Source organism: Variovorax sp. 01N425, assembly GCF_056399465.1.
Map to the genome: position 1 here is coordinate 80,406 of NZ_JBFTRJ010000003.1, position 24,676 is coordinate 105,081.

Annotated in this window: 20 protein-coding genes; 6 read left to right on the forward strand and 14 right to left on the reverse strand. The window is 68.4% G+C overall.

Annotation, left to right across the window (positions count from 1 at the left end):
- Positions 1-58 precede the first annotated feature (58 nt).
- From AC1DSC_RS05980 to AC1DSC_RS05990, 3 genes are read right to left on the reverse strand one after another with little or no spacing between them, the layout of a single operon-like run.
- On the reverse strand, positions 59-1,297 hold the full coding sequence (locus AC1DSC_RS05980) for a TIGR03862 family flavoprotein (RefSeq protein WP_018906127.1): 1,239 nt from the start codon (positions 1,295-1,297) through the stop codon (positions 59-61).
- Positions 1,294-4,557, reverse strand: a complete 3,264-nt coding sequence (locus AC1DSC_RS05985; protein ID WP_018906128.1) for a UvrD-helicase domain-containing protein — start codon at positions 4,555-4,557, stop codon at positions 1,294-1,296. The genes AC1DSC_RS05980 and AC1DSC_RS05985 overlap by 4 nt, the downstream gene beginning before the upstream one ends.
- The gene (locus AC1DSC_RS05990) at positions 4,554-7,148 is read right to left on the reverse strand and encodes a PD-(D/E)XK nuclease family protein (protein ID WP_018906129.1); all 2,595 of its coding nucleotides are present in this window, start codon (positions 7,146-7,148) and stop codon (positions 4,554-4,556) included. The genes AC1DSC_RS05985 and AC1DSC_RS05990 overlap by 4 nt, the downstream gene beginning before the upstream one ends.
- Positions 7,149-7,306: 158 nt before the next feature.
- On the opposite strand from AC1DSC_RS05990, the gene trxA reads away from it, so the two are divergent.
- Positions 7,307-7,639, forward strand: a complete 333-nt coding sequence (gene trxA, locus AC1DSC_RS05995) for a thioredoxin TrxA (protein WP_012747433.1) — start codon at positions 7,307-7,309, stop codon at positions 7,637-7,639.
- A 182-nt stretch (positions 7,640-7,821) separates the two neighbouring features.
- Positions 7,822-9,087 (forward strand): transcription termination factor Rho, encoded by a 1,266-nt coding sequence (rho, locus tag AC1DSC_RS06000; RefSeq protein WP_012747432.1) that lies wholly within the window; start codon positions 7,822-7,824, stop codon positions 9,085-9,087.
- A 51-nt stretch (positions 9,088-9,138) separates the two neighbouring features.
- Here the strand turns inward: rho and AC1DSC_RS06005 are convergent, their stop codons facing one another.
- The gene (locus AC1DSC_RS06005) at positions 9,139-10,212 is read right to left on the reverse strand and encodes an oxidoreductase (RefSeq protein ID WP_012747431.1); all 1,074 of its coding nucleotides are present in this window, start codon (positions 10,210-10,212) and stop codon (positions 9,139-9,141) included.
- Between the two features lie 159 nt (positions 10,213-10,371).
- On the opposite strand from AC1DSC_RS06005, the gene AC1DSC_RS06010 reads away from it, so the two are divergent.
- The 3 genes from AC1DSC_RS06010 to AC1DSC_RS06020 all read left to right on the forward strand — a co-directional run bounded on the left by AC1DSC_RS06010 (position 10,372) and on the right by AC1DSC_RS06020 (position 13,800).
- Positions 10,372-10,641 (forward strand): type B 50S ribosomal protein L31, encoded by a 270-nt coding sequence (locus AC1DSC_RS06010; protein ID WP_007836661.1) that lies wholly within the window; start codon positions 10,372-10,374, stop codon positions 10,639-10,641.
- An 84-nt stretch (positions 10,642-10,725) separates the two neighbouring features.
- Positions 10,726-12,453: a membrane protein gene (locus AC1DSC_RS06015; protein ID WP_018906130.1), complete on the forward strand. Its 1,728-nt coding sequence runs from the start codon at positions 10,726-10,728 to the stop codon at positions 12,451-12,453.
- 3 nt (positions 12,454-12,456) lie between these two features.
- On the forward strand, positions 12,457-13,800 hold the full coding sequence (locus tag AC1DSC_RS06020) for an MATE family efflux transporter (RefSeq protein WP_018906131.1): 1,344 nt from the start codon (positions 12,457-12,459) through the stop codon (positions 13,798-13,800).
- Here the strand turns inward: AC1DSC_RS06020 and phoR are convergent.
- Genes phoR through pstS form a run of 7 tightly spaced genes read right to left on the reverse strand, consistent with a single transcriptional unit; the run spans position 13,789 to position 20,441 of the window.
- Positions 13,789-15,126 (reverse strand): phosphate regulon sensor histidine kinase PhoR, encoded by a 1,338-nt coding sequence (phoR, locus tag AC1DSC_RS06025; RefSeq protein ID WP_080642539.1) that lies wholly within the window; start codon positions 15,124-15,126, stop codon positions 13,789-13,791. The genes AC1DSC_RS06020 and phoR overlap by 12 nt on opposite strands.
- A 44-nt stretch (positions 15,127-15,170) precedes the next feature.
- Positions 15,171-15,863, reverse strand: coding sequence for a phosphate regulon transcriptional regulator PhoB (gene phoB / locus AC1DSC_RS06030; protein WP_012747427.1), 693 nt, complete (start codon positions 15,861-15,863; stop codon positions 15,171-15,173).
- Positions 15,864-15,893: 30 nt separating this feature from the next.
- Positions 15,894-16,595, reverse strand: coding sequence for a phosphate signaling complex protein PhoU (gene phoU / locus AC1DSC_RS06035; protein WP_012747426.1), 702 nt, complete (start codon positions 16,593-16,595; stop codon positions 15,894-15,896).
- Positions 16,596-16,611: 16 nt separating this feature from the next.
- Positions 16,612-17,391, reverse strand: coding sequence for a phosphate ABC transporter ATP-binding protein PstB (pstB, locus tag AC1DSC_RS06040; RefSeq protein WP_012747425.1), 780 nt, complete (start codon positions 17,389-17,391; stop codon positions 16,612-16,614).
- Between the two features lie 20 nt (positions 17,392-17,411).
- Positions 17,412-18,296: a phosphate ABC transporter permease PstA gene (gene pstA / locus AC1DSC_RS06045; protein WP_018906133.1), complete on the reverse strand. Its 885-nt coding sequence runs from the start codon at positions 18,294-18,296 to the stop codon at positions 17,412-17,414.
- Positions 18,293-19,372 carry a phosphate ABC transporter permease subunit PstC gene (gene pstC / locus AC1DSC_RS06050; protein ID WP_012747423.1) on the reverse strand — a complete coding sequence of 360 codons (1,080 nt, stop codon included), beginning with the start codon at positions 19,370-19,372 and terminating at the stop codon, positions 18,293-18,295. Before pstC ends, pstA begins: the two co-directional genes overlap by 4 nt.
- A gap of 31 nt (positions 19,373-19,403) precedes the next feature.
- Positions 19,404-20,441 carry a phosphate ABC transporter substrate-binding protein PstS gene (gene pstS / locus AC1DSC_RS06055; RefSeq protein WP_012747422.1) on the reverse strand — a complete coding sequence of 346 codons (1,038 nt, stop codon included), beginning with the start codon at positions 20,439-20,441 and terminating at the stop codon, positions 19,404-19,406.
- A 254-nt stretch (positions 20,442-20,695) separates the two neighbouring features.
- On the opposite strand from pstS, the gene AC1DSC_RS06060 reads away from it, so the two are divergent.
- Positions 20,696-22,216 carry a Ppx/GppA phosphatase family protein gene (locus AC1DSC_RS06060; RefSeq protein ID WP_018906134.1) on the forward strand — a complete coding sequence of 507 codons (1,521 nt, stop codon included), beginning with the start codon at positions 20,696-20,698 and terminating at the stop codon, positions 22,214-22,216.
- Between the two features lie 36 nt (positions 22,217-22,252).
- Here AC1DSC_RS06060 and AC1DSC_RS06065 read toward each other — a convergent pair whose 3' ends face one another.
- From AC1DSC_RS06065 to AC1DSC_RS06075, 3 genes are all read right to left on the reverse strand, one after another.
- On the reverse strand, positions 22,253-23,104 hold the full coding sequence (locus tag AC1DSC_RS06065; protein WP_012747420.1) for a hypothetical protein: 852 nt from the start codon (positions 23,102-23,104) through the stop codon (positions 22,253-22,255).
- 167 nt (positions 23,105-23,271) lie between these two features.
- Positions 23,272-24,054, reverse strand: coding sequence for a hypothetical protein (locus AC1DSC_RS06070; RefSeq protein WP_018906135.1), 783 nt, complete (start codon positions 24,052-24,054; stop codon positions 23,272-23,274).
- Positions 24,055-24,198: 144 nt separating this feature from the next.
- Positions 24,199-24,660 carry a SixA phosphatase family protein gene (locus AC1DSC_RS06075; RefSeq protein WP_018906136.1) on the reverse strand — a complete coding sequence of 154 codons (462 nt, stop codon included), beginning with the start codon at positions 24,658-24,660 and terminating at the stop codon, positions 24,199-24,201.
- Positions 24,661-24,676 lie beyond the last annotated feature (16 nt).

The following is a 24,676-nucleotide window of genomic DNA, read 5'->3' on the forward strand; positions in this document are numbered from 1 at the left end:
GGTCGCAGCTTATTCCTTGTACGCGCAATAAACAATACAAAAGTATTCAGTTATACCTTCAAAGGCCCAGCTGCTTGATCGCGCCCCGCGCCGCGGCCGCCCCGCTGGCCATCGACGCCGTCAGCAGGTAGCCGCCGGTCGGTGCCTCCCAGTCGAGCATTTCCCCCGCCACGAACACGCCCGGCACCGCGCTGGCCATGAGCACTTCGTCGAGCGCCTCGAAGCGCACGCCGCCTGCGGTGCTGATGGCTTCGTCGATGGGCCGGGTTGCGACCAGCCGCAGCGGCAGGGCCTTGATCGTTGCCGCCAGCTGCGCCGGGTCTTGCATCGCTTCGCGGCCCAGCGCCTCGTGCAGCACGCCGGCCTTGATGCCTTCCAGTCCGAGCCGGCTCTTCAGGTGGCTGCTGAGCGAGCGGGCGCCGCGCGGATGCTTCACGGCCGCCAGCACCTGCTCGGCGCTGCGGTCGGGCAGCAGGTCGAGCAGCAGCGTGGCACTGCCGTGCGCGGCGATCTCGTCGCGCAGCAGGGCCGAAGCCGCATAGATCAGGCTGCCTTCGATGCCGGTGGCGGTGGCAACGAATTCGCCCTTGCGCGCGAAGCGGCGGCCCTGGCTGTCGGTGAACGAAATCGCGACCGACTTGAAGGGCTGGCCCGCGAAACGGCTCGCGAAATGCTCGCTCCATCCTGCCCCGTCGAAGCCGCAGTTGGCAGGCAGCAGCGGCGCGACATCGATACCGCGCGCCTGCAGCCACGGCGCCCATGCGCCATCGGAACCCAGCCGCGCCCAGCTCGCACCACCGAGCGCGAGCACCACCGCATCGGCCTTCACGAGGGCCTCGCCCGTCGGAGTGGCAAAGCGCAGCGAGGCGGCGGCCAGCGATGCATCGCCGAGCCAGCGGTGGCGCATGTGGAACTGCACGCCCGCCGCGCGCAGCCGGTGCAGCCAGGCGCGCAGCAGCGGCGCGGCCTTCATGTCGGTCGGAAACACGCGGCCCGAGGTGCCGACGAAGGTCTCGATGCCGAGGCCGGCCGCCCATTCGCGCACCTGCTGCGGACCGAAGCGGGCGAGCATCGGTTCGAGCTGCGCACGGCGCTCGCCGAAGCGGCTCATGAACACATCGAAGGGCTCCGAGTGCGTGAGGTTCAGCCCGCCGCGGCCAGCCAGCAGGAACTTGCGGCCCACCGAGGGCATGGCGTCGTAGACGTGCACCTGCACGCCGGACGCGCTCAGGACTTCGGCCGCCATCAGGCCGGCCGGTCCGCCGCCGATCACGGCGACGGTTTGGGAAAGAGTCATTCGAGAGTTACCAGTTCGCCCTGCCCGGTCAGGAACGCGGCGCGCACCAAGGCACCGGGATAGGCATGTTGCACGGCCGCGCGATAGCGCTGCATCTGTGCGATCAATTCCGCGTCCCGTTCGGGGCGCGCAGCGGATTTGTAGTCGAGGATCCACCAGGCACCGCTGGCGCGCTCGCGCACCAGCCGGTCGATGCGCAGCGTCTCGCCTTCGTGGACCAGCGTCACTTCGTTGCCGTGCCAGTCGATCATGCGCTCATCCCACGCCCAGGCGCCGGCGCCCGCGCGGATGCGCTCGGCCAGCACCGCGGCGCCGCGCGCCTGCTGCGCGTCGAGCATGAATTCACGGGCCGCGGCGCGCACATGCGCGGGCGGCAGCGCCTCGCCCGGCAGCGCCCATTCGAGCAGCCGGTGCATCGCCTGGCCGAAGGCGGCAGCCCGCGCATCGACGGTAGCGCTTGCGGCTTTCCTGGTGGCCGGTGATTCCTTGGCCGCAGGCGCGAGCACGGGCATCTTCTTCATCGAGAAACTGCCGCCCCCGGTCTCCACCGGCAACGCGAGCAGCGGCTCATCGGCTTCGACGGGTTCGCACATCGATTCGAGCCGCGACCACCAGCTGCCCTCGTTGGCCCGGGCCGGCTGCACCGACGACAGCACGAGGCGCTCGCGTGCCCGCGTGGTTGCGACGTAGAGGCCGTTGAGCTCCTCGCGATGGCGCGCGCGCTGCTCTTCCTCGAGCAGCGTGGCCGCGCAGCCCGGCGGCGTCTTTTCGCTCGCCAGGAACACGAAGCGCGTGGGCGCGCTGTCGCTGCCTTTCCATTCGACCAGCACGCCCATGGTCTGGGCGCGCGGCGGCGGCGCGTCGCAATCGAGCATGAGCACGGTGTCGGCCTCCAGGCCCTTGGCGCCGTGCACGGTGAGCAGTTGCACTGCATCGGGCACGGCGACGGATGGCGCCCTGACGCCGCCGGCGCGCAGCGCGCGCACCAGCGCATAGGGCGTGGCAAAGCGCGCGCCCTCGATCTCGAGCGAGGCCGCCAGCAGCCCGCGCAGATTGGCCAGCGCGCTCTGGCGCATGGCCGAAGGCATGGCGGCGCCGAACCTGGCCAGCACATCGCCATCGTGAAAGATCGCGCTGAGCGCGTCGTGCGGCGGCAGTGCGGCGAGCCAGCGCTGCCACTGCTTGAGCCTGGCGCCGGCCGCGGCCAGTTCCGCCGGCAGGCCCTCGCCTTTCTGGACCAGCGCGAACCAGCTCGACGACGGGTGCTCGCGCTGGCGCAGCGCCAGTTGCACCAGCGCATCGTCGCCAATGCCGAAGAGCGGCGACTTGAGCGCGCGCGCCAGCGAGAGGTCGTGCGCGGGCGACACCAGCGCATCGATCAGCGCCACCACGTCCTGCACTTCGGGGGCATCGTGCAATTCGTTCTTCTCGGGCTGCTGCACGGGAATGTGGCGCTGGCGCAGCGCGTCCTGCATGGCGGACAGCCGGTTGCGGCGGCGCGCCAGCACCATGATCTGGCGCGGCGGCGTGCCATCGGCAATACGCTGCGCGACCCAGCGCGCGGCCTGTTCGCATTCCTTTTGCAGCAGCTGCTCTTCGGGCAGCACCCGCGGCGTGACGAGGCTGTCGCGCCAGTGCAGCATGCCGTCGTCCGCGGGCGCGGCCTCGGCGGTGGTATCGAGGGCGCCGCGATCGATGGGCGGGAGCTTGAGCAGCTCGCCCTGGTCGTTGCGTTCGGTGGTGTGCGCGCGGTAGCCGTCGAACTCGCCGGCGTCCTGCGCGGCCAGCATCGCCTGGTTGACGAGGCCGACCACCGCACGCGCGTTGCGGTGGGTGTGGTCGCAATTGAGCAGCTCGCCGCCCAGCCCTTCGCGCACGAATTTCTTCGCGGCGATGAACACCTGTGGCTCGGCGCGGCGGAAGCGGTAGATGCTCTGCTTCGGGTCGCCCACGATGAAGACGCGCGGCGCTTTGCCGCCCGCGCCGGTGTAGGCACTGAGCCAACCGTAGAGCGCCTGCCACTGCAGCGGATTGGTGTCCTGGAACTCATCGATCAGCAGGTGCGCGATGCGCGCATCGAGCCGCTCCTGCACCCAGCCCGACAGCGCCGACTGGCCCAGCAGCAGTTGTGCGGCCTGTTCGACGTCGTTCATGTCGACCCAGCCATGGGCGCGCTTGACCTCGGCGAAGGCTGCGATCAGAAGGCGCGTGAGTCGCGTCATGCGCTGCTGGTAGAGCCAGGCCGCGTGCTGGGCCTGCGCGGCGCAGAGCGTCTGCAGCTCGGCCTCGGCCTCTTGCGCGGCGGGATATTTCTGCAGGTTCTTGTTGAGCCGGTCTTCGGTCGCGACGAAGAAGTTCTTGCGCAGGTGCGCCAGCGCGGACGCGAGCGACTCCTGCGGCGGCTCGCCGGTGCCGAACACGTCGATGACCGCATCGGCCGCTTTCTGCGGCGTCTTGTTGGCTTCGCGGCCGAGCGCGGCGGCGCGGTCGAGCCAGCGGCGCCGGGCCTGCTCGCCGCGCAGTGCCTCGGTCGGTTCGTCCAGGCCTTCGAGCGACGGATGCATGGCGCTGAAATGCTGCACCGCCGACGCCGGATCGGACAGCGAGAACTCGACCCGGCGCGTGAGCGCTTCGCCCAGGGCCTTGGCGGTCTGCGACCGGCCGTAGGTGGCGACGACGGCGTAGTAGTCGGCCAGCGCTTCCTTGTCGGCCGTCACCGCTTCGAAGAAGGGGCGCCAGGTCCGCGAGCGCGCCTCGGCATCGTCCTCGAGCAGTTCGTAGTTCGCGGGCAGGCCGAGTTCGCGCAGCACCGCCAGCGGCGCATTGCGCAGCAGGCCCGCGAACCAGGCGTGGAAGGTGCGGAACTGCACCGGCCGGCCGCCTTCGAGCAGGCGCCTGTAGAGGCCTTGCAGACGCGGCACGGCGGCCAGCGCGGCATCGGGCCCGACGCCGCGGATCACGAGCTCGCGCACCAGCTCCTCGGGGCTGCGTTCGGCGAACTGCTCGAGCCATTGGTCGAGCCGCTCGCGCATCTCGCCGGCGGCCTTCTTGGTGAAAGTGATGGCCAGGATCTCGTGCGGCTCGCAGGCGGATTCGCCTTCCTCGAGCAGCGCGCGCAGGATGCGCGACACCAGCATCCAGGTCTTGCCCGCGCCGGCGCAGGCTTCGACGGCCACCGAGCGCCGCGGATCGCAGGCGACGGTATAGAAGGCCTCGCGCGTGACGTGCCGGCCGTTGTGTTCGTAGGCGGCGCCGTTCATTTCGCGGGCCCTCCCTCGGCCAAAGACGAAAGCGGGGCCTGTTCGATCTCCCAGAAATCCTTGCGGCAAAGGCCGCGCGCCGCGCAGTAGTCGCAGACGGCGCCCTCCCCCAGCGGCGGCAGCGCCGCGCCCTCGGCGATGCGGGTGAAGTCGTCGAGGATGCCGGCCACCAGCGCATCGCGCGCCTCCACCACCACGGGCTGCTCGACGGTCTGCGTGCCGGACGACTTCTCGCCGACGTTGACGTAGGCCGCGCGCAGCGTGTCGTCGGCCACCAGCGCGGCATAGAAGGCGAGCTGCGTGTCCTCGGTCGGGTCCTTCACGCGCTCCTTGGTGACAGCGGCCGATTCGGTCTTGTAGTCGATCACGAAGGCCTGGCCGTCCGGCATGCGGTCGATGCGGTCCAGCCGGCCGACCAGCTGCAGGCTGCCCAGCGGCTGTTCCATCCAGGGCTCGGATTCGGCGAACACGGCGCCGCTCGCCTCGTGTCCGGCAAGCCATTGAAGATAGCCGTCGCGCACCGCCGGCCATGCCGCGGCGAAGGGCAGGAACTCGGCATCGGACAGTCCGAACTCGCGTGTGGCGCGCTCGGCCGCTGCACTGATGTACGCCACACGCTCGGCGGCATCGCTGGTCGGCTTCTCCTTCAGCGCCTCGTGGAAATGGCCCAGCACGGCATGCAGCCAGTTGCCGAAGTCGCGCTTGTCGACTTCGGCATCGAGCTCGTCGGCACTTCGCAGGCCCAGCTGCCGCAGCGCGAAGAAGCGGTAGGGGCAACGGCGCAGGTCTTCATAGACGCTGGTCGAGATGTTGCGCAGTGGCAGCAGCGCCCCGGACGGCGTCGGGTAGGCGGTCGGCTGCAGCGCCACCTCGCGCGGCGTGCGCGGGTCCGCCGCCATCTGCAAGGCGTGGTCGAGTTGCAGCGCCTGCACCAGCGGGCTCGGACGCACCGGCTCGCCGCTCGCATCCGACTGGCGCCACAGCACTTCGCAGCGCGGGTTGCACAAGGCCGCGGCCCAGGCCGAGCGTTGCGCGGCCTCGAGCGTTTCGCGCGCGGGCAGGCCCAGTTCGGCGCGCTGCGCGGCACTCCAGTTGCCGGGCGGCTCGGGCGATGCGGGCAGGCGCCGGTCGTCACAGCCGGGAATGACCACGGCGCCGAACGCGCGGCCCAGCAACTGGTGCAGCGGCAGCACCACCACCTGCGGCGCCTCGTTGCCGGCGGGCGGCACGAAGCTGGCGTCCTCCAGCACGTCGCGCACCCAGGCCGTGAACTCGGCCAGCGTGTGGCGTCCGCCGGGAAATTCGTCGTCGTCGCCGTGGGCATCGGCATCGAGCCACAAGGCGCCGATCACCTTGGCGCCGGCCATGTCGGCTGCGAGCGGCTCCCATTGCTCCCCGGCCTCGAGCAGTTCGCGCAGCGCGCGCAGCCAGTCGGCCAGGGGCCGCGAGCGGGCCATGGCCATGCGGCGGCCTTCGACGGCTTCGGTGAAAGGCAGCAGCGCGATGTCCTGCGGCTTCTCGCTGCGCGCGGCCTGGCCGCACCAGGCGGACCACTCGCGCACGCCTTCGCGCCGCAGCCGGGCTTCGAGGGCCTGGGTGGCGAGCGCATCGCCGTCGGCGCCGCTCTTGAGCCATTCGAGCACCTGGTCGCTGCCGGCGTCGTGCGCGCAGGCGCGCAGCGCGCTCATCACGGTGGCGGCGGCGCGCGTGGTGGAAAGCTTCCAGCCGGTTTCGTCGTGCGCCGTGACACCCTGCGCCTGCAACTGCGCGCCGATGCGCCGCGTGAGCGCCCGGTCGGTCGCGATCAGTGCCACCGGCGCGCGGCCCTCGGCCAGGTGCCGCAGCACGCAGGCGGCGGCCAGTTCCGCCTCGTCTTCAGGGTCGGCGGCGACATGCGCGGCCGCCGTGATGGCCGCAGGGCTCACGGGCACCAGCGAGAGATGGATGGCGCGGTCGCCCCACAGGCTGCAGAGCGTCTGCGTGAGCGGATCGGCCTGGAAGCCTTCGAGCACGATCAGCGCATCGACCTGCGCACGCACCGTGTCGCGCAGCAGCACATCGGTGGCATAGCCCGAGTTGGCGGCCCAGGCCACCGCGACGCGGATCAGCGCGCTTTCAATGCGGAACCATTCCGACTCGCTGCCCGCATCGGCCACCTGGGCCGCGCGCTGCGCCCATTCGCCGCCGCGTACCTCGGGCAGCGCGGCGGCCGCCAGGGGCGCCAGCTGGTAGGCCAGCTCGACCACGCGCCCGGCCAGCGCGAAGCGTTCGGCGGCAAAGCCGGCCTGCGACAGCAGCGCTTGGGCCGTGACCAGGTCGCGCGCCATGTCGAAGGCGATGTCGTAGCCCGTGGGCAGGAAGCCCCCTGCGCTGCGTGCCCAGTTGCGCGTGGTCTCGAAGCGCGGCGCGAAGCCGGGGCTGCCGCAGCGCGACCACATGCCGTGGGCCACACCCATCAGTTGCGCGTACGGCACCAGCACCACGGTGCGCGCCGCATGCAGCCCGTGCTGCGCAACGGCGCCGGCAATGCGCGCGACGACGCCCTCGGCGGGGTCGCACCACAGGGCCTGGACGGGGTGGCCTTCGTTCATGTTCTATCGAGGGGTTGGAGGGCGTGGAGGCGCAACGCGCAAAGGGCTTTTGCTATCGGCGCCATAGCGTTCCCGCATGGCACCCCACCCCTTGGTTTCTGTCACAATGACCAGCACTTTAGCTGCACCGAAACTCTCCGCGCACAAGGACACATCACATGGCCAGCGACCTGATCAAACACATCTCCGATTCTTCCTTCGAAGCCGACGTGCTCAAGTCCAGCCAGCCCGTGCTGGTCGACTACTGGGCCGAATGGTGCGGCCCCTGCAAGATGATCGCACCCATCCTGGACGAAGTGTCGACCGCCTACGAAGGCAAGCTGCAGATCGCCAAGCTCAACGTCGACGAGAACCGCGACATCCCGGCCAAGTTCGGCATCCGCGGCATCCCCACGCTCATGCTGTTCAAGGACGGCCAGCTGGCCGCCACCAAGGTCGGCGCCATGAGCAAGGCGCAGCTCACGGCCTTCATCGACCAGCAGCTCGCCTGAGGCATTTCACCCGGCCAGCGCGCAATGCGTTGGCCGGACGGTTTTTTGCTGTCATAATCTCCCACAGATCACCGGCCCCTTCGAGGTAACCGGTTCGAGTTCCCCGGTTTGTGAGGCAGCTCTCGCCTCACATCAAACCTCCCCCCGTTTTTCCGATCGATTGCCCCGCAAGGGGTCATTCCATGCACTTAAACGAACTCAAGGCACTCCACGTGTCTGAAGTCCTCAAGCAGGCTGAAGCGCTTGAGATCGAAAACGTCGGCCGCATGCGCAAGCAGGAGCTGATGTTCGCGATCATCAAGAAGCGCGCCAAGGCCGGCGAACAGGTCTTTGCCGACGGCGTGCTCGAAATCCTGCCCGACGGCTTCGGCTTCCTGCGCAGCCCCGACACCAGCTTCACGGCCAGCACCGACGACATCTACATCTCGCCGAGCCAGGTGCGCCGCTTCAACCTGCACACCGGCGACATGATCGAAGGCGAAGTGCGCACGCCCAAGGACGGCGAGCGCTACTTCGCGCTGACCAAGCTCGACAAGGTCAACGACGGTCCGCCCGAGCAGAACAAGCACAAGGTGATGTTCGAGAACCTGACGCCGCTGTTCCCCAAGGAGCAGATGAAGCTGGAGCGCGACGGCATCAAGAGCGACGAGAACATCACGGGCCGGATCATCGACATCATCGCCCCCATCGGCAAGGGCCAGCGCGCCCTGCTGGTGGCGCCGCCCAAGAGCGGCAAGACGGTGATGATGCAGCACATCGCCCACGCGATCAGCGCCAACTACCCCGAAGTGCACATGATGGTGCTGCTGGTGGACGAGCGGCCCGAAGAAGTGACCGAAATGCAGCGCACCGTGAAGGGCGAGGTCATTGCCTCGACCTTCGACGAGCCCGCTGCGCGCCACGTGCACGTGGCCGAAATGGTGATCGAGCGCGCCAAGCGCCTGGTCGAGCTCAAGAAGGACGTGGTGATCCTGCTCGACTCGATCACCCGCCTCGCGCGCGCCTACAACAATGTCGTGCCCTCGTCGGGCAAGGTGCTGACCGGCGGCGTCGACTCCAACGCGCTACAGCGCCCCAAGCGCTTCCTGGGCGCCGCGCGCAACGTCGAGGAAGGCGGCTCGCTGACCATCATCGGCACCGCGCTGATCGACACCGGCAGCCGCATGGACGAAGTGATCTTCGAAGAGTTCAAGGGCACCGGCAACTCCGAAATCCACCTGGACCGCCGCCTGTACGAAAAGCGCGTGTTCCCGTCGATCCAGCTCAACCGCAGCGGCACGCGCCGCGAAGAGCTGCTGCTGGCGCCCGAGATCCTGCAGAAGACCCGCATCCTGCGCCAGCTCATGTACAACATGGACGAGATCGAGTCGATGGAGCTCATGCTCAAGAACATGAAGGCGACGAAAACGAATGTCGAATTCTTCGACATGATGCGTCGCGGAGGCTGAGCACCACGCTCGCCGCAAAAGCGCGTTGGCCCTCGGGTCAACGCGCTTTTTTCATGGGCGGTCGATGATGCGGATCGCCCGGCCCTCGGCCGCGCTCTGCTGGCCGATGTCGAGCAGTTCCATCAGCGCGACAGCCTGCTCGGGCGGCACCGGGTTCGGGCCGTTGCCCAGGATCGCGTCGCGCACCGCGGCGTAGTAGTCGAGGTAGTTGCCGGCCCGCGTGGGCCAGACCCGGCGCTGCGGCTCGCCGCCGTCGCTGGCGGGCACCACGAGTTCGCCGTCCTGCGGATCGGCGCCCCACCCCGCCATCGGCGGCCGCTGGCCGGCGCGCAGCGCGTCTTCCTGCGGATCGACGCCGTGCTTGATGTAGCTGCCGCGCGTGCCATGGACGATGTAGCGCGGCGCGGCATGGGCCGCGAGCGTGGTGGCGTGCAGCACCACGCGCAGCGGTGCATGCGGGCCGCTTTCGTAGCGCAGCACGGCGTGGAAATAGTCCTCGACCTGCGCGCCGTCGCGCAAGGCCGCGGTGTCGAGCTGCAGCGTGTCGGGCCTTCCGAACAGCTGGACCGCCTGGTCGACCAGATGAGCGCCCAGGTCGACCCAAAGGCCCGCGCCCGGCACTTTCTGCTCGCGCCAGCGGTCGCGCACCTCGGGGCGAAAGCGGTCGAAATGCGATTCCAGGTACACCAGCCGGCCGAGTTCTCCGCTCGCCAGCAGGTCCTTGAGCGTGAGGTAGTCGGCGTCGAAACGCCGGTTCTGATAGACCGCCAGCACACGATTGTTGCGCCGAGCCAACAATTCGAGCTCCCTGGCTTCGGCCACGTCGAGCGTGAACGGCTTGTCCACCACCACATGCTTGCCGGCCTCCAGGGCCGCCTTGGCCACGGGATGGTGCTGGGCGTTGGGGGTGGCCACCACCACCAAGTCGATGTCCGGCCGGCCCACGAGCGCGGCCGCATCGGGCACCACGGCCACGCCAGGCCAGTCGGCGTGGACCTTGTGCGGGCGGGAGCTTGCCACGGCCGCCAGTTCGAGCCCGGGCACGGCCGAAAGCACCGGCGCATGGAAGGTCTGGCCGGCAAAGCCATAGCCGACGAGGCCGGCGCGCAGGGTTCTGGAGGTCATCTGGAGGGCCGTCCTTCGCTCAAATCAGGACAGTATGCGATAATCGCCGGCTCCGCGAAAAGTGCAGCCGGGCGTCTTGCCCTGCGAATTCCCTCCTGGGAACGGCTTGCCCCTCTTGGGCACGCTTGTGGCTCTCGCATCGACCCCAAAGGAAAGACCATGGCAAAAGAAGGCATCCACCCGAACTACCGCGAAATCCTGTTCGTCGACATGTCGAACGGCTTCAAGTTCGTGACCCGTTCGTGCGCGAACACCAAGGAAATGGGCAAAACCGACGACGGCCGCGAGCTGCCGCTGTTCAAGCTCGACACCACGAGCGAATCGCATCCGTTCTACACGGGCACGCAAAAGTCGGTCGACAACATGGGCGGTCGCGTCGAGAAGTTCCGCAACCGCTTCGGCAAGACCACCGGCGCTGCTTCCAAGTAAAGCACGCGCTTTCGCATCGAGGGCAGCCCGGTTTACCGCGCTGCCCTTTTTTTCTTTCCCAAGACCGACGTTCATTCCCACCCTGTGAATCAGCCCACTCCCGCGATCGTTGCCCAGAGCGCCGTGCGCCGGCTGCCGCGCCTGGCACTGCTGCTGCTGTGCGCCGCCTACCTGCTGCCGGGCCTGGTGGGGCGCGGCCCCTGGAAAAGCGCCGACATCACCTCCTTCGGCTACATGGCCGAACTGGCGCGCAACACCGAAGGCATCTCCCGCTGGTTCGATCCCCTGCTGCTGGGCCTGCGCCCTGAAACGCCGGCGCTGCTTCCCTACTGGATCGGCGCCTGGGCCATCAAGATCGCGCCCTCCTGGGTGAACCCCGACCTGGCGGTGCGCATCGTCTTTGCGCTGCTGCTCTGGGGCACCTTCACCGCCACCTGGTACGCGGTCTACTACCTCGCGCGCACCTCGCGGGCCCAGCCGGTGGCGTTCGCCTTCGGCGGCGAGGCGCGGCCCACCGACTACGCCCGCGCCATTGCCGACGGCGGCCTGCTGGCGCTGATCGCCTGCCTGGGCCTCGCCCAGCTGGGCCATGAAACCACGCCGGCGCTGGCACAGCTGTATTTCGCGTCGCATCTGTTCTATGGCGTGGCGGCACTGCCCTACCGGCGCACCGGACCGGTCATCGCACTGCTGGTCGGCACCATCGGCATGACCCTGAGCGGCGGTCCCACGGTCGGCCTCGCGCTGGCGGTGGGCAGCGCGCTATTCATCGCCTACGAGCGGCGCACCGCCAGCGCCGATTCCGACGAAAGCCCCGGCTACACCCGCGGTGCGCTCGCCACGATGAGCGCGGTGGCGCTGGTGGCCGCGGCATTGGCGCTCGGGCTGGGCCTGCTGCAATGGAAGATCCAGCTGCCGGGCCATCATCCGAGCAGCACCTCGGTGCTGGGCGACGTGCGCAGCCAGGCCAAGCTGCTGGTGTGGTTCACCTGGCCGGTCTGGCCGCTCGCGATCTGGACGCTGTGGCGCTGGCGCCGCCAGCTCACCGCGCGCCATGTGGCGCTGCCGTTCTGGTTTGCGCTGGTGCCGCTGGCCGCGACCTGGACCACCGACTATTCCGACCGCTCGCTGCTGCTGGCGCTGCCCGCACTCGCGACGCTGGCCGCCTTTGCCCTGCCGACCTTCCGGCGCAGCGCGGCGGCGCTGATCGACTGGTTCAACGTGCTGTTCTTCAGCGGACTGGCCGTGCTCGGATGGATCTACTGGATCGCGATGCAGACCGGCGTGCCGACCAAGCCGGCCGCCAGCGTGGCACGGCTGGTGCCCGGGTTCGTGCCAGGGTTCTCGCCCACCGCATTCGCGCTGGCGCTGGCCGCCACCATCACCTGGTGCTGGGTGGTGCGCTGGCGCACCGGGCGCCACCGCGCGGCGCTCTGGAAAACGCTGGTGCTGCCGGCCGGCGGCACCGCTCTGTGCTGGATGCTGCTGATGACGCTGTGGCTGCCTCCGATCGACTACGCGCGCAGCTACGCGCCTCAGGTGCGGGCGGTGGCCGAGCGGGTCGGGCAGCCGAGCTGCATCGCCGAGCTTGCGCTGAGCCGCGCGCACATTGCGGCGCTGCGGCATCACGGCCAGTTCAACCTGCAGCCGCTGCTGCTCGGCACCGATTGCCCCTGGCTGCTGGTCAGCCCCGAAACCATCGAGCGGCTGCACACCATCATCCGCCTGGAGCACTGGCGTTTCAGCGGCACGCTGCGGCGGCCCAGTAGCGCGAGCGACGACCTGCTGCTCTACCAGAAGATTGCGCCCTAGCAAGTGAGCGGCGAACGAGGCCTGATTGCGCGGCACGCCGGCACGGTGCTGGTGGGCCAGCTGGCCGTGATGGCGTTCGGCGTGACCGACACCATCGTGGCCGGCCGCTATTCCGAGAACGCGCTGGCCGCGCTGTCGGTGGGCGCGGCCGTCTTCATCAGCGTGTTCGTCTCGCTGATGGGCGTGCTGCAGGCGCTGCTGCCGGTCTGGGCGGAGCTGCACGGCGCGGACCGCAGAAGCGAAGTCGGCCGCTCCGTGCGGCAGTCGCTCTACCTGGCTGCCATCGCGATTGCCGTCGGCATGGCCGTGCTGCTGCTGCCGGGCGCGGTGCTGCGCTGGACCCAGGTGCCGCCCGCGATGCGCGGCGAAGTGGAAACCTATCTGGGGGTGCTCGCCTTCGCATTGCCGCCGGCCCTGCTGTTCCGCCTGTTCAGCACCCTGAACCAGAGCCTGGGCAAGCCGCAGGTGGTGACCTGGCTCCAGCTGGGCTCGCTGTGCGTGAAGCTGCCGCTGTCGATCTGGTTCGCCTTCGGCGGCGCGGGCCTGCCGGCCATGGGCCTGGTGGGCTGCGCCTGGGCCACGCTGTGCGTGAACTGGGCCATGCTGGCCTGCGCCGTGTGGCTGCTGCGCAGCAGCGCCTTCTACCGCGACTACCGGCTCTGGGAACGCATCGAAGCGCCCGACTGGCGGCAGATCCGCCAGTTCGCGAGCCTGGGCATTCCCGGCGGCCTGGCCGTGCTGGTGGAAGTGACCTCGTTCACCCTGATGGCGCTGTTCATTGCGCGCCTGGGCACCGCCGCCGCCGCCGCGCACCAGATCGCCTCGAACCTGCTGGCGGTGGCCTACATGGTGCCGCTCTCGCTGGCCATTGCCACCAGCGCGCGCGTGAGCTTCTGGCTCGGCGCCGGAAAGGCCGCCAAGGCCCGCCGCGCCTGCCGCCTGGGCTTCGAGCTCACTGCCCTTTGCGCGCTGTTCTTCGCGGGCGCCATGGTGGCGCTGCGCTTCAGGCTGGCCCACGTGTATTCCGACAATCCGGCCGTCATCGCAGTGGCCGCGGCGCTGCTGCTGGTGGTGGCGGCCTATCACTTTGCCGATGCGCTGCAGACGCTGTGCGTGTTCGTGCTGCGCAGCTACCGCGTCACGCTGGTGCCGCTGGTGGTCTATTGCACGCTGCTCTGGGGAGTGGGCCTGGGCGGCAGCTACCTGCTGGCCTACCGCGGGCTGGGGCCCTGGCCCGCCATGCAGTCGCCGCTGGCGTTCTGGCTCATGAGCGCCGGAGCGCTCGCGCTCACGGCCTTGCTGTTCGGAGCGCTGCTGCGCTGGACGATGCGCCGCTCACTTCGCTAGCAGCCGCGCTTCCCGCACGCGGGTTGCCGGGAACACCAGCGCGAAACGCGAGCCCTTGCCCACCGTGCTCTGGATCCGCAGTTCGGCGCCATGCCGCTGCGCGATGTGCTTCACGATGGCCAGGCCCAGGCCGGTGCCACCGGTTTCGCGCGAGCGGCTGCGGTCGATGCGGTAGAAGCGTTCGGTCAGGCGCGGGATGTGCTCGGCAGCAATGCCGGGGCCGGTGTCGCGCACCGCGTATTCGCCGCGCCCGTCGGGCAGCAGCCGCCAGCTCACCGCGACCTCGCCGCCGCCGGGCGTGTAGCGGATGGCGTTGCTCAGCAGGTTCGACATGGCGCTTTGCAGCTCTGTCGGGGCGCCCGAGATTTCAGATTCGGCCTCGATCGCGAAGGAAAGGCGATGCCCCTGCGGCGCGAGCCGGCCCGACAGCCCCCGTCCCTCGTCTTCGCACTGGGCGAGCAGCGCACGGATGCGGATCCACTGGTTGCCCGATGGCGCCGCACTGCCCTCGAGCCGCGACAGCGTCAGCAGGTCGTTGACCAGGGTTTCCATGCGATGCGACTGCTGGCTCATGAGCGAGAGGTAGCGCGCGCGCTCGTCCGCATCGAGCGGCAGGTTCTGCAGCGTTTCCACAAAGCCCGCCAGCACGGTGAGCGGCGTGCGGATCTCGTGCGACACGTTGGCGACGAAGTCGCGCCGCATGGCTTCGGCCTGCTCGACCGCCGTGATGTCGCGCGTCAGCAGCATGCGGCGGTTGCCCGCATAGGGATGCACCTGCACCGACAGGCGCACCGGATGGCTGCGCTGGTGCCCCTGCCCGGGGCCTGAGGCATCGATGACCACATCGCGGCTGTAGTTCCACGAGGCCAGGTAGGCCACGAAGGCCGGGTCGCGGACCAGGTTCGCAAGATGCTGCAGCAGATCCCGCTCGGCATCGATGCCGAACTGGCCGGCTGCCGTCTGGTTGCACCACTCGATGCGGCCCTGCTCGTCGAGCAGGATCACGCCGTTGGGAGAGGCCTGGATGGCGGCCAGGAATTCCTGCAGGCGGTCTTCGGCCTGGCGGGTCTGCTGTTCGCGGTCGCGCAGCAGCTTGCGGATGCGCTCCGCGAGCTCGCCCCACACGCCGGCGCCGCGCGTCGGCAGGCCCGCCGCGTTGTTGCGAAGCACCTTGAGCAGGCGCTCGGCCCGCCAGGCGTCGAGCGCGAGCCACAGCACCGCGCCCAGCCAGGCGCCCAGCCATCCGAACTTCCAGCCGAAAATGGCTGCAGCGCCCACTCCCATTACGAGGGACGCTATTAGAAAAGTAGCAATACGGAAAGGCATGGCGGGCGATTATCCGCGCCCGCGGCCCGTGAAAGCAGCGGGGCTCAAACCGTGACTTGGGCCGTCAGGCGGTAACCCGCGCCGCGCACCGTCTCGACCATCGGCGAGGCGGCGCCCAGCGATTCGCGCAGGCGCTTGACGTGCACGTCGACCGTGCGTTCCTCGATGTAGACGTGGTCGCCCCAGACCTTGTCGAGCAGTTGCGCCCGGCTGTGCACGCGCTCGGCGTGCTGCATCAGGTAGGCCAGCAGCTTGAACTCGGTCGGCCCCACCTTGAGCGCATTGCCCTGCCAGGTGACGCGGTGCGTGGCGGTGTCGAGCGCGAGCTCGCCGATCTCCACGCGCTCGGTCACCACCTCGGGCGCGCGGCGGCGCAGCACGGCGCGGATGCGCGCGAGCATTTCCTGGGTGGAGAACGGCTTGGTGATGTAGTCGTCGGCGCCCGCATCGAGGCCGGCCACCTTGTCGGGCTCGTCGCCGCGCGCGGTGAGCATCAGGATCGGGATGGCCTTGGTGCGCGGGTCCTTGCGCCACTGGCGCGCGAGTTGCAGGCCGCTCTGTCCGGGCAGCATCCAGTCGAGCAGGATCAGGTCCGGCAGGAAGGCGTCGATCTCGCGTTGCGCTGCCGCGCCGTCTTCCGACCAGATCGGCTCGAAGCCGTTGTGGCGCAGGTTGACGGCGATCAGCTCGGCGATCGAGGACTCGTCTTCGACGATCAGGACTCGGGGTTTCTTCATGCTTTCTTTGGGAGACTTGCGCTCGCTCTGTTACTGCAGCGCCGATTCGATCTCTTGCATCGAAGTGTGCCGCACATCGGCGCCCTTGACGATGTAGATGATGAACTCGGCGATGTTCTTGGCGTGGTCGCCGATGCGTTCGATGGCCTTGGCCAGGAACAGCAGGTCGAGGCTGGCCGAGATCGTGCGCGGGTCTTCCATCATGTAGGTGACCAGCTTGCGCACGAAGCCGTCGAACTCCTTGTCGATCAGGTCGTCGTCCTTCAGGATCGACAGCGCCGCGGCCGTGTCCAGCCGAGCGAACGCGTCCAGCGCGGTACGCAGCAGGCCCGAGGCCAGGTCGGCCGCGATGCGCAGCTCGTTCGAGGGCAGCGCGCGGGCCGAGCCGCTCTCGATGATCGACTTGACCATGCGCGCGATCTTGTTGGCCTCGTCGCCCACGCGCTCCAGGTTGGCCGTGGTCTTGGAGATGGCGATCAAGAGGCGCAGGTCGCGCGCCGTCGGCTGGCGCCGCGCGATGATCGACGACAGCTCGCGGTCGATCTCGATCTCCATCGCATTGACGCGCGTCTCGGTTTCCATCACGCGGTCGGCAGCGTCGGGGTCGAACTGCAAGAGCGCATACACCGCCTGGTGGATCTGCGCCTCGACCATGCCGCCGAGCTCCATCACGCGCGACGAGACGCCGTTGAGTTCGCTGTCGAACTGGCTGGAGAGATGTTTTTCAGTCATGTGTGCCTCCTTGGCATCAGCCGAAACGGCCGGTAATGTAGTCCTCGGTCTCCTTGCGCTGCGGCTTGAAGAACATCTGTTCCGTCGCGCCGAACTCGATCAGGTCGCCCAGGTACATGTAGGCGGTGTAGTCGCTGCAGCGTGCAGCCTGCTGCATGTTGTGCGTCACGATGACCACGGTGTACTCGTTTTTCAGCTCGGCGATCAACTCTTCGATCTTTGCCGTGGAGATCGGGTCGAGCGCGGAGCAGGGTTCGTCGAGCAGCAGCACCTCGGGCTTGATGGCAATGCCGCGTGCAATGCACAGGCGCTGCTGCTGGCCGCCCGAGAGGCCCGAGCCGCTTTGCTGCAGCTTGTCGCGCACTTCGGTCCAGAGAGCGGCCTTCTTGAGCGCCCATTCCACGCGGTCGTCCATTTCGCTCGCGCTCAGGTTCTCGAACAGCTTCACGCCGAAGGCGATGTTGTCGTAGATCGACATCGGGAACGGCGTGGGCTTCTGGAACACCATGCCGACCTTGGCGCGGATCAGCGCCACGTCCTGCTTGGAGGTGAGCAGGTTCTCGCCGTCCAGCGCGATGGTGCCCTCGGCGCGCTGCTCGGGGTAGAGCTCGAACATGCGGTTGAAGGTGCGCAGCAGCGTCGACTTGCCGCAGCCCGACGGGCCGATGAAGGCCGTCACCTTGTTTTCGGGGATCTCGAGGTTGATGCCCTTGAGCGCATGGAACTTGCCATAGTAGAAGTTCAGGTCCTTGACCGAGATCTTCGAGCGCGACGGTTGTGCGGCGATGTTTGGCATGGTTGCTACTTCTTCTTGAATCAGAGTTTGTTGCGCGTGAGGACCCGCGCCAGGATGTTGAGGGCGAGCACGGCCACGGTGATCAGGAACACGCCGGCCCAGGCCAGCTGTTGCCAGTTCTCGTACGGGCTCATCGCGAACTTGAAGATCGTCACCGGCAGGCTGGCCATCGGCTGGCTGATGTCGGCGGTCCAGAACTGGTTGTTGAGCGCGGTGAAGAGCAGCGGCGCGGTTTCGCCCGCGATGCGCGCCACCGCCAGCAGCACGCCCGTGACCACGCCGGCGCGCGCCGCGCGCAGCGTGATGCTCAGGATGACCTTCCACTTGGGCGTGCCGAGCGCATAGGCCGCTTCGCGCAGCCCCGGCGGCACCAGCTGCAGCATGTTCTCGGTGGTGCGGATGACCACCGGGATCACGATCAGCGCGAGCGACAGCGCACCCGCCAGGCCCGAGAAGGTCTTGAAGTACGCCACCACCACCGCATAGATGAACAGGCCGATCACGATCGACGGCGCCGACAGCAGGATGTCGTTGACGAAGCGCGTCACCGACGACAGCCAGCCCTTGGGGTTGTACTCCGCCAGGTAGATGCCGGCCATGATGCCGATGGGCGTGCCCACGAAGGTGGCCAGCGCCACCATCACGAACGAGCCGAAGATCGCGTTGGCGATGCCGCCCGCCTCGTTCGGCGGCGGCGTCATCTCGGTGAAGGTGGCGAGCGCCAGGCCGCCCAGGCCCAGGCGCAGCGTTTCCCACAGGATCCAGACGAGCCAGAACACGCCGAACACCATCGCCGCGAGCGACAGCGTGAGCGCGATCTTGTTGACGCGGTTGCGCGCGGCAAACTTGGCCTGGCGCGTTTCGGCGAGCGCCTTCGCATTCAGCAGGTTTTGAGCGGTGCTCATGCCTTGGTCCCTTCGCTCTTCTTCATCTGGGCCAGCAGCACCTTCGACAGCGTCAGCACGACGAAGGTGATGAAGAACAGCACCAGGCCGAGGTACATCAGCGCGGCCTGGTGCAGGCCCGCGCCGGCCTCGGCGAATTCGTTGGCCAGTGCCGAGGTGATGCTGTTGGCCGCCTCGAACACGGAAAGCGAGTTGAGCTGGTTCATGTTGCCGATCACGAAGGTGACCGCCATCGTCTCGCCCAGCGCCCGGCCCAGGCCCAGCATGATGCCGCCGATCACGCCGGCCTTGGTGTAGGGCAGCACGACCTTCGACACCACTTCCCAGGTCGTGGAGCCCAGGCCGTAGGCCGACTCCTTGAGCAGCGGCGGCGTCACTTCGAACACGTCGCGCATCACCGAGGCGATGAACGGAATGATCATGATCGCGAGGATGATGCCGGCCGAGAGAATGCCGATGCCCACGGGCGGGCCGGACACCAGCGCGCCAAGGTACGGCACGCCGGCAAGCAGCTTCTGCAGCGGCTGCTGCACCCAGGTGGAAAGGATCGGCCCGAACACCAGCAGGCCCCACATGCCGTACACGATCGACGGCACGGCGGCGAGCAGTTCGATGGCCGTGCCCAGCGGACGCTTGAGCCAGCTGGGCGAGAGCTCGGTCAGGAACAGCGCAATGCCGAAGCTCACCGGCACCGCGATCACCAGCGCGATGACCGAGGTGGCCAGCGTGCCGTAGATCATGACCAGGCCGCCGTACTCGTTCTGCACCGGGTCCCAGACGCTGCTGGTCAGAAAGCCGAGGCCGTACTTCGAGATGGCGGGCCATGCGCCGGCAATCAGCGACAGCAGGATGCCGATCAGCATCGCGAGCGTGAGCAGCGCGGCGCCCTTGGCGGCCCAGCCGAACAGGCGGTCGGCCATGGGGCCCGAACGCGGTGCCTTGGCGGGCGGTGGTGCGGTGGCGCGGCCGCGTTCGGCCGCGAGGTCGAGCGTGGATGCGGAGGCAGGATAGGTGGATGACACGGGTCGCTCCGGCAATGACGAAAGCGGCGCATCCTCGAGCGAAGTGCTGCTCATGGGTGCGCCGTCCTGGGCTTGATGGGGTTGCTTACTTGAACGCGACCGGCTTGCCCGACGCGTCCTTCACTTCGCCCCATGCCTTGGCGATCGTGGCCTTCACGCCATCGGGCATCGGCACGTAGTCGAGGTCGTCGGCCGTCTTGTCGCCGCCCTTGTAGGCCCAGTCGAAGAACTTGAGCACCGTGGTGGCATTGGCGGGCTTGTCCTGCACCTTGTGCATCAGGATGAAGGTCGCGCCGGTGATGGGCCATGCGCCCTTGTCGGCCTGGTTGGTCAGCACCTGGTAGAAGCTCTTGTTCCAGTCGGCGGCGGCGGCGGCGGCCTTGAAGGCCGTGTCCTCGGGCGAGACGAAGTTGCCGGCCGCGTTCTGCAGCTGGGCGTAGGTCATCTTGTTCTGCTTGACGTAGGCGTACTCGACGTAGCCGATCGAGTTGGGCAGGCGGTTCACGAAGGCTGCGACGCCTTCGTTGCCCTTGCCGCCCGCGCCGGTGGGCCAGTTCACGGCCGTGCCTTCGCCGACCTTGGTCTTCCACTCGGCGTTGACCTTGCTCAGGTAGTTGGTGAACAGGAAGCTGGTGCCCGAGCCGTCGGCGCGGCGAACCGGTGCAATGGCGGCGTCAGGCAGGGCCAGCGAGCCGTTCAGCGCCTTGATGGCGGGGTCGTTCCACTTGGTGATCTTGCCCAGGTAGATGTCGCCCAGCACCTGGCCGTTGAGCTTCAGCTCGCCGGGCTTGATGCCGGGGATGTTCACCACGGGAATCACGCCGCCGATGACGGTGGGGAACTGCATCAGGCCCTTGGCCTGGAGTTCTTCGTCCTTCAGGGGCGCGTCGGACGCGCCGAAATCGACCGTCTTGGCTTCGATCTGCTTGAGGCCGGCACCCGAGCCGACCGACTGGTAGTTGATCTTGACGCCGGTGGCCTTGTTGAAATCGGAGGCCCACTTGGCATACAGCGGTGCCGGGAAGCTGGCGCCGGCGCCGGTCACGTCTTGTGCAAAGGCAGGAACTTGGGCAAACACCGCGGCCACGAGGCCGGCGGCTGCAAACTTGAAAGTCGTTTTCATGGAGGCTTCCTTTAGAAGTAAGAAGTAGTCCCTTTCGGGCTTGGAACGGACTCTAGAAAGCTTGTGTGACATCGGTGTGACACCCCGCTGTCGAGGGAAAATGCCGCCCTTTCCCCTGCGGCTCGTGTGACGCTGTCACACAACCGTCATTCGCCGCGCCTAGCCTTGCGAGCCTCGCCACCGGCGATCCGGAAGGCCGCGCGCCCGCCACGGCGCTACGATCGAAGCCACCCGCCTTCTTCCACGACAACTACATGCAAAACGGCACCCGCCTCGCCGCCGTCGATCTCGGCTCGAACAGCTTCAGGCTCGAGATCGGACAGGTCGACCACGGCCAGATCCACCGCACCGAGTACCTGAAGGAAACGGTGCGCCAGGGCAACGGCCTGGACAGCGCCCGCAATCTCACGGCCGAGGCCATGCAGCGGGGCTGGGACGCGCTCGCCCGTTTTGGCGAGCGGCTGGCCGGCTTCAAGCGCTCGCAGGTGCGCGCCGTCGCCACCCAGACACTGCGCGAGGCACGCAACCGCGAGGAATTCCTGCTGCGCGCGCGCACCATCCTGGGCTTCGGCATCGACGTGATCCCGGGCCGGGAGGAAGCCCGCCTGATCTACCAGGGCGTGGCGCACATGCTGCCGCACACCGACGCCTCCGACCGCGAGCGCCGCCTGGTGGTGGACATCGGCGGGCGCTCCACCGAAATGATCATCGGCCGCGCGCTCGACGCCGAGCTGATGGAGTCCTACCGCGTGGGCAGCGTCGCCTGGTCGATGAAGCACTTCGGGGAAGGCCTCTTCACCCAGGGCGCATTCCGCGCCGCCGAGGTGGCCGCCAAGGCGGTGCTGGACGACGCGCTGTCCAGCTACACCCGCGACCAGTGGGACGTGGCCTATGGCGCCTCCGGCACCATCGGCGCCGTGGGCGACGTGCTGGCCGCGGCGGGCGGCGAGCCAGGGCTCATCACCCGCGACGGCCTCGACTGGCTGGTCGACCGCCTCCTGAAGGCCGGCAGCACCGACAAGCTGCGCATCGACGGCATGCGCGAAGACCGCAAGCCGGTCATCGGCGGCGGCGTGAGCGTGCTGCGCGCGGTGTTCGACCTGCTCGACATCGAGGAGATGCGAGTCGCCCAGGGTGCGCTTCGCCACGGCGTGCTCTATGAACTGCTGGAGCGCGACGAGAGCGTGGCCGACATGCGCACGGCCACCGTGGCGCGGCTGGCGAGCCGGTTCGCGGTCGATGCGGCGCAGGCCAGGCGGGTGGGCGACACCGCGGCGGCCCTGTTCGTGCAGCTCACCCCGGCAGCGCGCGGCGGCAGCCCCGGCAGCCGCGCCGGGCGGGCGCTGCGCAAGCTCGGCTGGGCCGCGCAGCTGCACGAGATCGGCACGCTGGTCTCGCACAGCGACTATCACAAGCACGGCGCCTACATCCTCGACAACACCGACGCCCCGGGCTTTGCCGTCAACGAACTGCATGCGCTCGGCCAGCTGGTGCTGGGCCAGCGCGGGAAGCTGCGCAAGCTCGACGCCGCGCTCGACGACGAGACCTTCGTGACGCAGCTGCTGTCGCTGCGGCTGGCGGTGATCCTGTGCCATGCGCGCCGCGATCCCGATCCACAGGCGCTGCACCTTGCGGCGCTGGGCGCCAGGGCCTTCACGATTGCCTGCGCGCCCGACTGGGCCGAAGCCTATCCGCAGTCCGCGCACCTGCTGCGCGAGGAAGTGCTGGCCTGGCAGAAGACCAGCAGCTGGCGCGTGGAGCTCAGCGGGGCCTGAGCCGCCTCACTTCGGCCCACTTCGCCTCATTTCGGACTACTTCGCGTCGAGGCCGGCAGTGCGGGTGGCTTCCGCAGGAATCGCGCGCGGCTGGTCGCCCCCGAACATGCCGGCGTAGGCGGGCTGCACGATGCGGTCCAGCCCCTGCTTCAGCCCCTCGTGGGCCATCGCGGTGTCCTTGAGCAGGCCGTCGTAGCTGAAATAGGTGGGCTCGGTCACGTCGGCGGTATGCGCCGTCTGGTGCACGACGGACTGCCGCTCGTCCCTGAGCAGCTGCTCCACCGAAATGAAGGGCTTGAAGCTCGAGGTTGCATCGGCCGCGCCGTACGCCGTGGTGATCCGCAGGATCAAGGTGCTGTAGCCGGGCGTGGGCTGGAGCTCCGGCACCTTCATCTCGCCGGCCGGTCCGGTGGCGCGCATGAAGGGCGTCAGCTTCACTTCGCGGCCGCTTTCGCGCAGGCGCGCCGCCAGGCGCTCCGCGAACTGCCTGTTGAGCGTCATGGCCGCGCCGCTGTTCCTGACGGCCGCCGTGAACTCCTTGCTGCGCTGGTCGGTGCGGGCGGCCATGGTCATCCGGCTGTTGGTGTCGATGCTGAGGGCGAGCAGCGCGCCGATGGGCCCCAGGAGCAGCCCGGCAAATCCGGTGAGCCCCGAGCCGCCGCCATCCGTGACGATCAGCTGGTCTTCCTCGTTGTAGATGAGTTCGACCTTTGCGGCCGACCGGGTGGCTTCCTGGCGCGCCAGCAGCGTGGGTTTGGACGCATCGGCCGCACACCCCGCCAGGAGGGCGGTGGCGACGATCAGGGAGGTCAGCTTCTGCAACGACATGCCCGCGTCCAGGCGCAGCAGGTCCATGAAGCTTCTTGGCAGCGGGTTGGGCAGTTTCATGCGTGTTCCCCAGTGGTTTGGCCGATGTGAACCACTGTAGGAATCGCGCCGCCCGCGCACATGAGCGGTGCGCACTTTTTGCCGGGAGACAAGCGCCCCGCCACCCCTGCGCGCGGCCATGACAAAGCGCCTGCCCGCGGCCTCTGGCTGCGGCTAGCAGGGCCGCTTCACTTGGCGAGGAGGCTGGCGGTCCGGGTGGTGTCCGAACTGGCGAGGCGCGGCGGCGCGTCTTCGCCGAACATGCCGGCGTAGGCAGGCTGGACGATCCGGGCAAGGCCTTGCCGCAGGCCGTCCTGCGCCCTGGCCGTGTCCTGCAGCAGGCCGTCGTAGGCCAGGTAGGCCGGCTCCTCCAGGTCGGAGGTGTGGGTGGTCTGGTGAAGAACGGCCTGCTGTTCGTCCTGCAGCGACTGCTCGATCGCCACGAAGGGCTTGAAGCTCGACGTCATGTCGGGAGCCCCGTAGGTCGTGGTGACCCGCACGAGCAAGGTGCTGTAGCCCGGGGTGGGTTCGAAGCCGGGCGCCTTCATCTGGGCGAGCTCGCCGTCCATGCGCGCGGCGGGTGTCAGCTTCACTTCGCGGCCGCCGGACCGCAGGCGCGCCGCCAGCTGCTCCGCGAACTGCCTGTTGAGCGGCATCGCCCCGCTGCTTTTCACGGCGGCCGTGAACTCCTTGCTGCGCCGCTCGGTGCGGCTGGCCAGCGTCACCCGGGTGCCGACCTCCACGCCAAGGGCCACCAGCGTGCCGACAGGCCCGAAGATCCCGGCCCAGCCCACGATCGCCGAGCCACCGCCATCCATCACGGACAGCTGGTCCTGCTCGTTGTAGACGAGTTCGATCCTGGTGATCGAGCGGGTGGCATCGCGGCGAGCCTGCGGCGCGGGTTCGGGTGGGCTCGTGGCGCAGCCGGCCAGCAGAGCTGCAGAGATCAGCAGCGAAACAAGCGTCTTCATGGGGGCGGATGTAAGTTAAAGATGCAATTTGTGTCTAAATGCATCTCACGCAATCATTGTGCCTACATGGCACTGCCGCGCCCCACCGAATTCGTCAATTAGTTTACAGATTCGGGCAAATTTTCAGCCCCTGGATCCTTCAGCTCAGAGGAGCTCGGGCGACTGCACCGTCACCACGACGGTCTGCACGTCGCCATCGCGTTCACGCGTGCGAATCCACCAGAGCGAACCCTTGCGCACCGGGCAGCTGTCCTGCTTCAGGCCAAGAAGCAGCGAAATCGCCTGCCCCACCGAAGGCTGGTGCCCGACCATCAACACCACCGACTTGCCGTTGGGCCAGCCGGCCGCAGCCAGCATGGCCTCGGCGGTGGTGTCTGGGGCGAGTTCAGCACGCAGCTTGTACTTGCGGCCGAGCGCAAGCGCGGTCTGCTCGCAGCGCCGCGCGGGGCTGCAGATGATGCGCGTGCCGTCGGGCAGCTGCCGGTCGAGCCAGCTGGCCATGCGCTTGGCCTGCTTCTCGCCGCGCGCGGTCAGGGAACGCTGCAGGTCGTCGCAGCCCTCGGTCCAGTCCTCGGCTTCGGCATGGCGCCAGAAGATCAAGTCCATGGTTGTCGTCTTTCGG